The organism is Labilibaculum manganireducens, from assembly GCF_963665805.2.
GTDB lineage: Bacteria > Bacteroidota > Bacteroidia > Bacteroidales > Marinifilaceae > Labilibaculum > Labilibaculum manganireducens.
The window spans coordinates 1041854-1054145 of the sequence record NZ_CAXXEE010000003.1 but is presented as its reverse complement, the minus strand read 5'-3'; the positions used below and the strand labels follow the sequence as shown (position 1 = coordinate 1054145).

At 36.4% G+C, this 12292-nt stretch carries 14 protein-coding genes; 10 read left to right on the top strand and 4 right to left on the bottom strand.

Features of this window, described 5'->3' with window-relative positions:
* The first annotated feature begins 151 nt into the window (after positions 1-151).
* Both pheT and ACHZAX_RS04165 read left to right on the top strand, forming a co-directional pair.
* A complete protein-coding gene (gene pheT / locus ACHZAX_RS04170) occupies positions 152-2602 on the top strand; it encodes a phenylalanine--tRNA ligase subunit beta (RefSeq protein ID WP_320018126.1) in 2451 nt (816 codons plus the stop codon).
* A gap of 214 nt (positions 2603-2816) precedes the next feature.
* Positions 2817-3362 (top strand): DUF4395 domain-containing protein, encoded by a 546-nt coding sequence (locus tag ACHZAX_RS04165; protein WP_320018125.1) that lies wholly within the window; start codon positions 2817-2819, stop codon positions 3360-3362.
* 80 nt (positions 3363-3442) lie between these two features.
* Here ACHZAX_RS04165 and ACHZAX_RS04160 read toward each other — a convergent pair whose 3' ends face one another.
* Positions 3443-4102, bottom strand: coding sequence for a PQLLE family protein (locus tag ACHZAX_RS04160; RefSeq protein WP_101309318.1), 660 nt, complete (start codon positions 4100-4102; stop codon positions 3443-3445).
* Positions 4103-4716: 614 nt separating this feature from the next.
* Between ACHZAX_RS04160 and ACHZAX_RS04155 the strand changes: the two genes are divergently transcribed.
* The 7 genes from ACHZAX_RS04155 (at position 4717) to ACHZAX_RS04125 (ending at position 9188) form a co-directional block, all read left to right on the top strand.
* Positions 4717-5475, top strand: a complete 759-nt coding sequence (locus ACHZAX_RS04155; protein WP_320018124.1) for a hypothetical protein — start codon at positions 4717-4719, stop codon at positions 5473-5475.
* 269 nt (positions 5476-5744) lie between these two features.
* Positions 5745-6041 (top strand): ArsR/SmtB family transcription factor, encoded by a 297-nt coding sequence (locus ACHZAX_RS04150; RefSeq protein ID WP_320018123.1) that lies wholly within the window; start codon positions 5745-5747, stop codon positions 6039-6041.
* Between the two features lie 93 nt (positions 6042-6134).
* Positions 6135-6371, top strand: coding sequence for a thioredoxin family protein (locus ACHZAX_RS04145; RefSeq protein WP_101309321.1), 237 nt, complete (start codon positions 6135-6137; stop codon positions 6369-6371).
* A gap of 11 nt (positions 6372-6382) precedes the next feature.
* Complete coding sequence (locus tag ACHZAX_RS04140) at positions 6383-6850, top strand: nitrophenyl compound nitroreductase subunit ArsF family protein (protein ID WP_320018122.1); 468 nt, start codon at positions 6383-6385, stop codon at positions 6848-6850.
* Between the two features lie 110 nt (positions 6851-6960).
* Positions 6961-7665: an aromatic aminobenezylarsenical efflux permease ArsG family transporter gene (locus ACHZAX_RS04135; RefSeq protein WP_320018121.1), complete on the top strand. Its 705-nt coding sequence runs from the start codon at positions 6961-6963 to the stop codon at positions 7663-7665.
* Between the two features lie 15 nt (positions 7666-7680).
* Entirely contained in the window at positions 7681-8718 is a 1038-nt protein-coding gene (locus ACHZAX_RS04130; RefSeq protein WP_320018120.1) for a permease, read from the top strand.
* Between the two features lie 44 nt (positions 8719-8762).
* Complete coding sequence (locus ACHZAX_RS04125) at positions 8763-9188, top strand: thiol-disulfide oxidoreductase DCC family protein (RefSeq protein ID WP_101309325.1); 426 nt, start codon at positions 8763-8765, stop codon at positions 9186-9188.
* Positions 9189-9419: 231 nt separating this feature from the next.
* On the opposite strand, the gene ACHZAX_RS04120 is transcribed toward ACHZAX_RS04125, so the two are convergent.
* Positions 9420-10514 carry a 6-phosphofructokinase gene (locus tag ACHZAX_RS04120; RefSeq protein ID WP_101309326.1) on the bottom strand — a complete coding sequence of 365 codons (1095 nt, stop codon included), beginning with the start codon at positions 10512-10514 and terminating at the stop codon, positions 9420-9422.
* Between the two features lie 232 nt (positions 10515-10746).
* On the opposite strand from ACHZAX_RS04120, the gene ACHZAX_RS04115 reads away from it, so the two are divergent.
* Positions 10747-11244 (top strand): O-acetyl-ADP-ribose deacetylase, encoded by a 498-nt coding sequence (locus tag ACHZAX_RS04115; protein WP_320018119.1) that lies wholly within the window; start codon positions 10747-10749, stop codon positions 11242-11244.
* On the opposite strand, the gene ACHZAX_RS04110 is transcribed toward ACHZAX_RS04115, so the two are convergent.
* Together ACHZAX_RS04110 and ACHZAX_RS04105 are read right to left on the bottom strand one after the other, a co-directional pair.
* The gene (locus ACHZAX_RS04110; RefSeq protein ID WP_143470861.1) at positions 11241-11669 is read right to left on the bottom strand and encodes a rhodanese-like domain-containing protein; all 429 of its coding nucleotides are present in this window, start codon (positions 11667-11669) and stop codon (positions 11241-11243) included. The two genes, ACHZAX_RS04115 and ACHZAX_RS04110, sit on opposite strands and share 4 nt — an antisense overlap.
* A gap of 100 nt (positions 11670-11769) precedes the next feature.
* A complete protein-coding gene (locus ACHZAX_RS04105) occupies positions 11770-12237 on the bottom strand; it encodes an HAD family hydrolase (protein WP_101309329.1) in 468 nt (155 codons plus the stop codon).
* Between the last annotated feature and the right edge of the window lie 55 nt (positions 12238-12292).

Here is a 12292-nt window from a genome sequence, read left to right as displayed (position 1 = left end):
TTCATTTTCTTAAAGCTTGCCAATTTTAAGCTTCTATCCTGCTTGTTACTTGAAGGTAAAATTTCTACTTTTGTAAGCTTGCAGAATAAGGTGAAGCAAATGCATCACTTTATCCATAATTTTGAAAACTATCTGATAAAATACACATACAATGAAGGTATCGTACAAATGGCTTAAAGATTACATTGATATTGATCTTACGCCTGCTGAAATGGATGACATTCTAACTCAAATTGGTTTGGAAGTTGGTGGAATCGAAAAAATCCAATCCATTAAAGGTGGCTTGGAAGGTTTGGTTATAGGTGAAGTGAAAACTTGTATTCCCCATCCAAATTCGGATCATTTGAGCATAACAAGTGTTGATGTGAATGGCGAAGAATTATTACCAATTGTTTGTGGCGCATCCAACGTGGCTGCCGGACAAAAAGTGGTGGTAGCTACTGTTGGTACTGTTTTGTATGATGGAGACGAAAGCTTTACCATTAAAAAATCGAAGATAAGAGGAGAGATTTCATTGGGTATGATTTGCGCCGAAGACGAAATTGGTGTTGGCACAGGTCACGAGGGAATTATGGTTCTTCCTGCCGAAGCGGTTGTTGGTACTCCTGCCGCTAAATATTTCAATGTGGAAGATGATATTGCCATAGAAATCGATTTGACTCCTAACCGAATTGACGGCGCATCTCACATTGGTGTTGCCAGAGATTTGGCTGCTTATTTAAAGCAACAAAAAGCAATAGAATATAAAATGCCTTCGGTTGAAGCTTTTAAAGTTGAAAATAACAGTACTCCAATTGAAGTTGTGGTTCAAAACCCCGAAGCTTGTCACCGTTACTCAGGTGTTTGTGTAAACGGTATTACCATAGCAGAATCGCCGGAGTGGCTGCAAAACCGTTTGAAAGCAATTGGCTTAAAACCAATTAACAACGTAGTGGATATCACCAATTTCGTATTGTTTGAAACAGGTCAGCCATTGCATGCTTTCGATTACTCGAAAATAGCAGGAAATAAAGTAATCGTAAAAACCTTAGCTGGCGGCACTCAATTCACTACTCTTGACGAAACAAAAAGGGAATTGAACGAAAACGACCTGATGATTTGCAACGCTGAAGAGCCGATGTGTATCGCAGGTGTATTCGGAGGATTAGAATCGGGTGTTAGCGCATCAACTACTTCTGTATTTCTTGAAAGTGCTTATTTCGATTCAGTATCTGTTCGTAAAACGGCCCGCCGTCATGGTTTAAACACCGATGCATCTTTCCGTTTTGAGCGTGGAACTGATCCTAACAATACCATTTATGCTATGAAACGTGCAGCTCTTTTAATTAAAGAGATTGCAGGTGGCAGCATTTCATCGGAAGTGATTGATATTTATCCGAACCCGGTTGCCGATTTTAAAGTTGAGGTAAGCGTTGATCGTATTGAAAGATTAATCGGTAAAAAAATTGGAAAGGAAACGATCAAAAACATTTTAACAGCTCTTGAAATCGGTATCGAAAAGGAAGATGGTGATACATTAAACCTTTTAGTTCCTCCTTATAGAGTAGATGTTAAGCGTGAAGCCGATATTGTAGAAGAAGTACTGCGCATTTATGGTTTCAACAATGTTGAAGTTCCCGGTAAGGTAAATGCATCATTAAGCTATGCTCCAAAACCAGACGAGCACAAACTAAGAAATACCATTGCTGATCTGTTATCGTATTCTGGTTTCAACGAGATCATGAACAACTCGCTGACCAAAGCATCTTACTACGAGAACCTGGAAAGCTTGAACCCAGAGAATACCGTTCGTATTTTTAACCCGCTTAGTTCCGATTTAAATGCGATGCGTCAGAGTCTCCTTTTTGGTGGGCTGGAATGTATTGCTTACAATATCAACCGCAGAAATGCGGATTTAAAATTCTATGAGTTTGGTAAATCGTACCAACACTTTAAGAAGGAAGAAAACGAAAATCCGGTTGACAACTATTTCGAAAAAGAGCACCTGAGTGTTTTCATGTGTGGAAACAAAACAGCTGCAAACTGGAATTTAAAAGAAGAACCTACAAACTTCTTCCACATAAAGGCATTTACTGAAAATGTACTGAAACGTTTCGGATTCAAGATTGATAAATTAAGAATTAACGAAACCGAAAACGACCAGTTTACCGAAGGCTTAAGCTACGGAGTTAAGAAAAAAGTATTGGTTGAAGTTGGAATGGTAAGCGGTAAAATTCTAAAAGCAATGGACATTGATGTTCCTGTTTACTATGCAGATTTCGATTGGGAAACTTTAATTGGAGAGGCAACTAAAAACAAAGTTGCTTACACCGAAATTCCTAAATACCCTGCTGTTAAAAGAGATTTGGCTTTACTGATTGACAAGGCAACCAGCTTTGCTGAAATTAAAACCATCGCTTTTAACTGTGAAAAGAGCATGCTGAAATCTGTTTCTCTGTTTGATATTTACGAAGGTGAAAAACTGGGTGCAGATAAAAAATCGTACGCAGTAAGTTTCATTCTTCAGGACACTGAAAAAACATTGGAAGACAAGCAAATTGATAAGATTATGCAGAAACTGATTAAGAGCTACGAAAAACAATTGGGAGCTCAGATTAGATAGTCTCACACAAATATTTATAGAGCCGGTTTCCTTTTGGGAGCCGGCTTTTTTTATTCCATGAATGAATAATAATCTGGAACATTCATTCCTATTTCTAAGATAAATCCAGAGGCAATTGAAAAACCTACTTTAACATTTGCTTAACTATTTACATTTAATACCTACAGGTATTTTTATTATTTTGCCAATCGATTATAAATAAAAATACAAGAAGATGTCAATAGTGAGTTTTGGAGAATATGTAGACGGAATTAGCTACAAAGTTTTAAACGAAAGAGAAGTTCGTGCAAGCGCAGGAATCCTATTCATCATGGGATTGGTTGCTGTTGTTGCCGGAGTATTTTTTCAAAATTATGTGCCAATTCCTTACGTATCGGGATTTATGATGCTAAGCTTCCTGATTAGTGTGTTTATTAATCCTAAATACGCTCCTTCGAATATAATAGCCCGGTTAATCGTGATCAAACAAGAACCAATATACATTGGTGCTGTGCAAAAAAGATTTGCATGGAGCTTAGGATTGGCCATTTCATCGGTCGTATTCTTTTTATCAATTCCTTTGCAAAGCGATCCCACAATTTTCGAATCGGTTTGCATGCTTTGTCTGCTCTGCATGCTTTTAATGTTTGTTGAAACCGCATTTGGTATTTGTGTTGGCTGCCAGCTTTATTTTCTGGCCGTTAAACTGAAATTGATGAAACAACCTGAAGTAAGACCAAACTGCATGGGCAATTCCTGCGAAGTGCAAACTGCTGAATAAATACAAATTAAACGATGAGTGCAAGCCGGTTTCCTTTGAAGGAAACCGGCTTTTTATAATAGGAAATTTAAAGATAATCCTTAGCTCTTAACTAGTACGCCCAACACTTCGAGACGTTGTGGATTGTCGTAAAGTGCAATTTCAGCCAATATATCGAAATTATCCATCCATTCGCTAAGTTCATGAAGGGCTGTATTTTTAGATACAGTAGTATCCTGAGACTCTCCCTTTTCCTTATCGAAATCGGCACGAAGAGTAAGCAGGTGATCCAATTCTGAAAGCTGGGAAGATGCAACTTCGGGAGTAATCTTAATTACTGCCATTTTATTTTGCACTTCAGGAATAGTTATTATGCTGGTATAATACAATTTCACACTATCGAAAAATTTATTGTAGACAACCGGAAAACGCCCTTTTAAACCTAACAGAATTTGCATATCGGGATCTTTCCTGAAAAGTATCAGACTTAAATGGCGATGCCTCTTAAATTTCATTTCTAATTCGTTATACGCCTTATGGTAAACATTCGATGCCAATTTGGTTTCCGACACCTCCATTTTATTACGCTCCCAAGCTTCTTTGGCACGATTAAACATCTGCCAGCCTTCGGCAATAAAAGTTTCATTTACACCGTATTCAATTAAAGCAGCCTTTATTTCAGAATGCGATTCGGCGTTAGTTAGCGCAATACGAACTCGTTCAAAAAACTTAGATTCGGATCTTGATGGACTTAACCACATAATTTTCGTTCTTTAAATTAATAATATTATTTACGTTCACTTTTAAAGAATACTTAAATTACCTATTAAGAATGATAAAATAAAATTTTCACGGAACATAAATTTAATTTTATCACAAAACACACTGTTTCTGATACTTTCGTTATGGTAAAGTATCTCTGCAATGAACAGAATTGATTGATTTGACAGGAAAATTAATTCAAATGATGGAAAGATACATTCGGAAGCGGTAAAATTGACAAGTAAGGCAGGGAAATAGCCTGGCACGACGGAAACATGCCTATGTAAACAGTAAAACAGACTGATCTGATGGGAAAATTGGTTAAGCGGGTGTCGAAATGGGCAAATCTGATGGAAACATAGCCCATTTACCAGGAAGATGCCTCCTGCAACGGGAATACTGCCCTGCGAGGCGGAAACAGGCATTAATTATTAGTTACACAATGTAATGCTCAAATAATATTGACAGGATGTTAAGTATTATTCTTAATTTGGGGTTTTATTTTTATATAATTTCTCAATGAACAACAAATCGGTCATATATCATAAACAAAGGACAATACCCTCTCCGATATTTTGTACATTATTTAAAATTTCTCCAAACACAAATCCCTATGCCAGACAAAAGATCCGAAATATTAGAAAAAGCACCACTTCATTACGCCCCAACAAATGAATTTGGCGTCGTTTATCTTTTTGCGTCTATTGCACCTAAATTCAGAATAAGAGTAGAAGAAATTCGCGCTGCTTTCCCTGATTGTATCGCTTATCAGAAAACAGGAAATGGCGAAAAAAAAATTCGAATAGAATTTGAATTTAAATCCCGAAATTTTAAAACACACAAACACTCACCGGAAGCATGTGACTGGATTGTCTGTTGGGAAGATAATTGGCCAGACTGCCCAGATAATCTAAGAATAATTGAATTAAAGCACTACTTTGGATTTGGAACTAAAATATGGATTCAACCAGTCATCTCTGACCAAACTCAAGGCCTAAATAAAAACAAATTGACTTGGGGACTTTCTGCCAATTCTTCTATTGGAGATTTATTATTAATCTATAGGGCTTCACCCACAAAAGCAATCACTGATATTTTTGTAAGAACAGGCGAATTAGTTAAAGAGAAAGCTTCATGGAGAAAAGGGACTGCCTACTTTGCCGAAATAAAAAGGGTTTGCAAATTAGAAAGCCCTGTTTTTTGGGAAGATTTAAGGAAAGACAAATTTATTAAAACAGCTTATTTTGTTCGAAACAACATGCAGGGAAATATAGATGCAACAGAATATTGGCACTTTATTTATGAAAAAATAATAAAGCGAAATCCGGAAATTAATAAGATACTTGAAAGATATTCACCTGAAAAATTATAAAAATAACTACTGTTTTACATCGGCATAAATTTAAATGCCTCAGCATAAATAAGAGATGCAAGTAAACCTATGGGGTTGCATTGTCGAAATTCCAGTCAAATAAAATATTTCGCCCCCTTGGGGCTAACACTAATGGAACGAAACAAACATGCACAGATTATACCTGTGCTAAAAACCACAACAGGCAATCAGTAATTTTTCCATCAAAATTTTGCTCTTTTAAAATTTCCCACTATCTTCGTTTCGTAATTTTACGAAATACGAAACAAATGGAAGTAAAAGAGTTCTATTCTACTGAAGAAAAACAATTGGCCCGATTTGCCAAAGCCTTGTCGCACCCGGTGCGCATTTATATCTGCGATTTACTTTCGAAACAAACCTGCTGTTACAGCGGCGATTTGGCAGAGGAAGTTCCCATTGCCAGATCTACCCTGTCTCAGCATTTAAAAGAACTAAAAAATGCAGGTTTAATTCAGGGCGAAATTACCGCTCCTAAAATTAAATACTGCCTAAACAAAGAAAACTGGGCTATGGCTCAAAAATTATTTACAGAATTTTTCAAGTAACGGATGTGAGATACCAGATATGAGATTCCAGACTCCATCTCCTCTCCCGCTCTCGTCAAAGCAAATTACTATTAACACAAACAAAACATTATTATGGAAATTAAAGTATTAGGTCCCGGCTGTAAAAAATGCGGCACATTAGCCGAAGCTGCCAAAAAAGCAGTAGAAGAACTTGCAATTGATGCAAACATCACGAAAGTGGATGATATGGTAAAGATTCTCTCTTATGGTGTGATGTCAACTCCGGCTCTTGTTATCAACGAAAAAGTGGTAGTGAGCGGGAAAGTGCCTTCAGTATCTGAAATCAAAGAATTTATTCAAAACGCATAAACATTTCTAAAATGAAAAATCTAGCATTATATAGCCTTCTGGCAATTGGTATCAGCTTTGCTTCTTGTCAATCGAATACAAAAAAAGAAACTGCAAAAGCAGAAACCAAAGTTGCCTGCACAAATGATTGCAGTAAATGTGAAAAATCTGCAGAAAGTAAATTAACCACGCAAAACGTTGAAAACGCAGGTATCTATTATTTTCATGGCGACAGAAAATGCAAAACGTGTAAAGCTGTAGGCGAAAAAGCAAAGGAGATTGCAGAAAAAATGAATGCAAAATTCTTCGATATTAATCTGGATGAAGAAGGAAATGAAGCTTTGGCTAAAGAATTTCAGGCATCGGGCTCTTCCCTTTTCATTAAGCACACTAAATCAGGTGAAATTGAAAACCTAACCAATTTTGCATTCCGTACTGCTATTAACGACACCAAAGCTTACGTTGAAAAACTGGAATCTACTTTAAAAGCCGATATGTAATTTCGATTCAATATTGACTTGATTGAAGAAATATTGATGACACACGGCAATATAAATTGTGATGTGATTAAGATATTATTGCCGTTTTTATTTTCAGAAACAATTGCAAAATGGAATATTTAGATCAACTTTTATCTCAAAGCAACTTACCCGTTCTTTCAGCATTCCTGCTTGGCCTTATGACTGCAATTAGTCCATGTCCTTTGGCCACAAATATTACTGCAACTGCATATATCAGTAAGGATTTGGGGAACAGGAAAAAGATTTTTATCAGCGGACTGATTTATACACTGGGCAGAGCCGTTAGCTATACTGTTTTGGGCATCATTTTGTATTTTGGAGCCAGTAAATTTAACATATCCTCATTCTTCAACGCCTATGGGGAACGATTATTGGGTCCGGTTTTAATTCTGGTTGGAATATTTATGCTCGATATAATTTCGATCAATTTTCCAGGAGTTGGAAAACTAACGAATAAAATTAATGGTGAAAAAATTAAAGGAAGCTACTGGGGTGCATTGCTCTTAGGTATTGTTTTTGCACTGGCGTTCTGCCCTTATAGCGGCATTTTGTACTTCGGAATGTTAATTCCACTGAGTATTTCGCAGCCCGATGGATTGTTTCTCCCAATAGTTTATGCCCTTGCAACCGGTCTTCCGGTTATAATAATTGCTTATCTGCTTGCTTTCACACTATCCGGTGTAGGTAATTTTTACAATAAGGTTAAAAGTTTCGAGTATTGGTTCAGAAAAGTGGCTGCTGTCATTTTCATTCTATCCGGTCTCTATTTCACTTACATCTTTTTTATTGCTTAAAGGCTATCAATCACTATGATTAAATCAATACAAATCACAAATAGAAAGCAACTTCTTCTGGCTTTTCTTTTACTTCCCGTATGGTATTTATTGTACGCCAATTTGCAAAATATATCCGATTTTTTAATCGATACCGTTTTTCGGATGCAAAAAGGCACGCACCTTTCAGAAACCTTGCGCTTCTTTATTTTCGAAGTCCCTAAAGTTCTGCTGTTATTAGTACTAATCATTTTTGGTGTTGGTATTATCAGAAGTTATTTCTCTCCTGAAAAAACCAGAAACGCTTTGGCCGGAAAATCCACTTTCATGGGAAATATTCTGGCAGCACTGCTTGGTGTTCTGACTCCTTTCTGTTCTTGTTCTGCAATTCCTTTGTTTTTGGGATTTGTTGAGGCTGGCGTACCCTTAGGAGTTACTTTCAGTTTCCTGATTGCAGCTCCGATGGTAAATGAAATAGCACTCATTATGTTGGTTGGTTTATTTGGATGGAAAACTGCAATTATCTATACTTTAACCGGTTTACTCATTGCAATTTTTGCAGGCTATCTGATAGGAGTTTTAAAGCTTGAAAAATATGTACAAGCCTGGGTTTTTGAGGTGAAAACCGGACAAGCAGGAACAGATGAAACCAAAATGAACTTTTCGCATCGTATTAAGGTTGGTTTGGATACAGTTAAAGAAATTGTCGGTAAAATTTGGCTCTACATAGTTATTGGTGTTGCAATTGGCGCGGCTGCACACGGTTACGTTCCTGAAGATTACATGGCTGCATTAATGGGAAAATCAGCATGGTACTCTGTTCCGTTATCAATCCTTATCGGGATTCCCATGTATTCAAATGCTGCAGGCATCATTCCAATTGTGAGCGTTTTAATCGAAAAAGGAGCTTCGCTGGGAACTTCACTTGCCTTTATGATGTCGGTAATTGGTTTGTCCTTACCCGAAATCATTATCCTTAAAAAAGTTTTAAAAATGCCTTTGATACTGGCATTTGTAGGAATAGTTGCTGCAGGAATTCTTTGTGTCGGATTTATTTTTAATTTTATCTATTAAGGGATGAACAATTTGTCTTGCAAACTGTTTTACGAATAGTTAATATGCAACATATCAAATCAGATCGAAATTATTCAAACCCTATCGTACTTTTCGATGGGGTTTGCAATTTATGCACTACTTCCGTTCAATTTTTACTTGCCTGTAACAGAAAAGAAAATCTTCATTTTGCATCCCTTCAGTCTGATTTTGCGAAAGATTTACTGGCTCAATACAAACTTACCAATGAAGAACTTAGCACCATAATCTTCATCGAAAACGAGCAAATTTACACAAAAAGCACTGCTGTTTTAGAACTAACGAAACACTTAATTTATCCTTGGAGAGCATTGTACTTCTTTAAGTTCGTACCAAGAATGATTACCGACTGGGTATACAATCTAATTTCAAGAAACCGATACAATTGGTTTGGTAAAAAAAACCAATGCATGGTTCCAAAACCGGAGTGGAAACATCGGTTTTCTGAGTAATCCCAAATTAACATCAAAACATGGCTTATAAAATGTTTCTTTTCAGCTATATCTTCGTTAAAAAAGATGCATCGCAACATGGCTGTGCTTTACTTTTTTGCCTCGATACAGCTAAAAATTAATTCATTTTAATTAAAGTCTGTTTTGAAATTAAATTGGTACAATTAAAACTCTTAAAGCATAAAAAAACCGGAATCCATAAGGACTCCGGTTGTATCTTTTGCAAAAGAATTAGTCTCCAAATGCGATACCAACACCTTTAGCTGTTTTAACCAAGTTAGCTTTAGGATCAACAAGGTTTTGTTTTCCGATAGCTTCAGGAAGAGGAACTCCAACAACCTCAGGATGACGATACGCCACCATTTGACCGAATTTTCCTTCCAACACCATCTCGAATGCTTTAACACCAAATTGAGTTGCCAAAACACGGTCGTAAGCCAAAGGAATACCACCACGTTGTAAGTGACCCAATACAGTTGTACGAATATCAGCCTCAACACCTGCTTCTTTCAATTCAACTAACAAACGATCGGCAGCACCACTTAATTTCAAGTTAGGGTTACCTACTTCGGTACTTTGTGCAGCCAACGCAGCACCACCTTTAGGCATAGCTCCTTCAGCAACAACGATAATACCAAAACCTTTCCCTTTTAGGAAACGAGTATCTAACTTTTCCTTAATTTTTTTAATATCATAAGGAATCTCCGGAATTAAACAAGCTTCTGCACCACCAGCAATAGCAGCACTTAAAGCAATCCATCCCGCATCACGTCCCATAGCTTCCAAAATAAAAACACGGTTATGAGATGCCGCAGTAGTTTTTAACTTATCAACAGCTTCCGTACAAATCTGAACTGCAGTTTGGTAACCGAAAGTAAAATCTGTTGCAGAAAGGTCATTATCAATGGTTTTAGGTACCCCAATAATGTTCAGTCCTTTTTCGTAAAGAGCTTGTGAAATTTTCTGGGAACCATCACCACCAATACTAATTACAGCATCGATTCCCAAGTATTGTAATTTGCGAATCATTTCGTCTGAACGATCGGCAGAACCCCAAGAGCCATCTTTATTTTTAACCGGCCAAGCAAATGGACCACCCTTTGTGGTAGTTCCAATTATTGTACCACCTTGGTAGTGGATTCCTTTTACAGCAGCATCATCTAATATTTTTATCTCAGTTGGTTCTTTCAATATTCCATCGAAAGACTGAATACTTCCTACTACTTCCCAATCTTTTTCCTGAGCTGCACGTTTCACAACGGCGCGAATTACAGCATTCAACCCCGGGCAATCACCACCTCCGGTTGCAACTAATACTCTTTTCATAATTGTCAATTTAATATATTTCAATCAATTTGCTTGGCTAGCTCGGCTAAAGTAAAAATATTTTTTCAATCTCGAACAAACAATTTCACAATCAGTGAATTGCAATCGATTTCGGGTCATTTTTTATAATGAATTTGAATTACTAATTTTAAGCTAATCTCTAAATTTAAAAATTGAAAGCCTGTTTTGGAATTTATGCGCTGAAAAAACATGATTTAAAGCCTCTGCAATAATGGAAATTTTAATTGAGAAATCAGATCTGACCAAATTACATGTTGATGCAATTGTGAATGCAGCTAATGAAAGCCTGCTTGGCGGAGGCGGTGTTGATGGAGCTATTCATCGGGCAGCAGGATCTGAATTGTTACAAGAATGTAAAAAATTAAATGGTTGTCCAACGGGTGAAGCAAAAATAACAAAGGCATACCATCTTCCGGCAAAGCATGTTATTCATACTGTTGGCCCAATTTGGAAAGGAGGAAATTGCAATGAAAAACAACTCCTCAAGAATTGCTACAAAAACAGCATCCGATTGGCCGAAAATTTAAATTTAGAGAGCATTGCATTTCCAAATATCAGCACTGGAGTTTATGGTTTCCCGAAAAAAGATGCCGCAGAGATAGCGATTAAAACAATTCGGGAAGAAGCGAAACAGCTAAAATCCATTCGCAAAATTATTTTTTGCATTTTCGATGATGAAAATCTTAACATCTATCAAAATTTACTTTAAACAAATATATCTTCCTCTGCAATTTCAGGATAAGTCCAGTATTTGTATTTGCCCCAATTCAGCATTTGGGTATGTCCTTTTTCCTCTAAAAAGTTGATGACATTTTGAGATTTCAATGTTAAATCGCAATAAAAAATCAGTTTGGTTCCCAATGGCATTTCGGAATATCTATTTTCAATTTCATCAAAAGGATAATTAACAGCCGTTGGAATGTGTCCCAATAGAAAATATTCTTCCTCACGGGTATCTACTATCCAAATATCATCAACAGGACTTTGAGTTAAAGCAAATAATTCTTCAGCTTTGCTGTATTTTTTTAATTCTCCGCCATCAACCGAAATATATCCTGTATAATCAGGAATATGAATAAAATACCAATAAATTCCAAAAACGATCGCCACACTTGAAACAATTAATAAAAACATATCTATATAAATATCATTTTCGCAAAAAGAAGCCCTTATTTTCAGCAAAACAAAAAAAAATCTCCCATAAGGAGATTCTAAATATTTTAGCACGAAACTATTAACGTTTCATTGTTGCTATAAATGTGTCTTCATCCAAAAAGAAGTCTAAGGCATCATTAATAGATGGAACAATTACATCCACATGATCAATCACATCTTTATGAATTCCTTCGCCTTGCAATGTAGCAATAGAAACAACCGACTGCACAAACAGCCCAATATCGATACGGGCATTTCCAATTGCAGCAACCTTGTTACTTCCTAATGAAAGCAATATATCTTCTTTTTCTCTCGAGTTATTAGCTTCGTAGTAGGTAATTCCGGTAGAATCAGATAATTCACGTGCGTTTCCTCTTTGATCAGAAGAAATCATCACAACATTTACTCCAAAGGATTGTAAACGCTGTATTCTTTCAATCACACCAGAAACAATTTCACCCTTAACCGTTAATGTTCCATTCGAATCAACAACTAATGTGTCAATCTCAATCTTTCCAACACCAGGTACTCTATAAATTAAACTCATCGATTTATACTTTAAATTTAGATCAGAAAATTAGTATTTTTTATAGTAAGTAAAA

Bases quoted from the DNA above. Each gene is read 5' to 3' on its own strand.
- pheT (WP_320018126.1), top strand. From the start codon at position 152: ATGAAGGTATCGTACAAATGGCTTAAAGATTACATTGATATTGATCTT.
- ACHZAX_RS04165 (WP_320018125.1), top strand. From the start codon at position 2,817: ATGTCAATAGTGAGTTTTGGAGAATATGTAGACGGAATTAGCTACAAA.
- ACHZAX_RS04160 (WP_101309318.1), bottom strand. From the start codon at position 4,102: ATGTGGTTAAGTCCATCAAGATCCGAATCTAAGTTTTTTGAACGAGTT.
- ACHZAX_RS04155 (WP_320018124.1), top strand. From the start codon at position 4,717: ATGCCAGACAAAAGATCCGAAATATTAGAAAAAGCACCACTTCATTAC.
- ACHZAX_RS04150 (WP_320018123.1), top strand. From the start codon at position 5,745: ATGGAAGTAAAAGAGTTCTATTCTACTGAAGAAAAACAATTGGCCCGA.
- ACHZAX_RS04145 (WP_101309321.1), top strand. From the start codon at position 6,135: ATGGAAATTAAAGTATTAGGTCCCGGCTGTAAAAAATGCGGCACATTA.
- ACHZAX_RS04140 (WP_320018122.1), top strand. From the start codon at position 6,383: ATGAAAAATCTAGCATTATATAGCCTTCTGGCAATTGGTATCAGCTTT.
- ACHZAX_RS04135 (WP_320018121.1), top strand. From the start codon at position 6,961: ATGGAATATTTAGATCAACTTTTATCTCAAAGCAACTTACCCGTTCTT.
- ACHZAX_RS04130 (WP_320018120.1), top strand. From the start codon at position 7,681: ATGATTAAATCAATACAAATCACAAATAGAAAGCAACTTCTTCTGGCT.
- ACHZAX_RS04125 (WP_101309325.1), top strand. From the start codon at position 8,763: ATGCAACATATCAAATCAGATCGAAATTATTCAAACCCTATCGTACTT.
- ACHZAX_RS04120 (WP_101309326.1), bottom strand. From the start codon at position 10,514: ATGAAAAGAGTATTAGTTGCAACCGGAGGTGGTGATTGCCCGGGGTTG.
- ACHZAX_RS04115 (WP_320018119.1), top strand. From the start codon at position 10,747: ATGGAAATTTTAATTGAGAAATCAGATCTGACCAAATTACATGTTGAT.
- ACHZAX_RS04110 (WP_143470861.1), bottom strand. From the start codon at position 11,669: ATGTTTTTATTAATTGTTTCAAGTGTGGCGATCGTTTTTGGAATTTAT.
- ACHZAX_RS04105 (WP_101309329.1), bottom strand. From the start codon at position 12,237: ATGAGTTTAATTTATAGAGTACCTGGTGTTGGAAAGATTGAGATTGAC.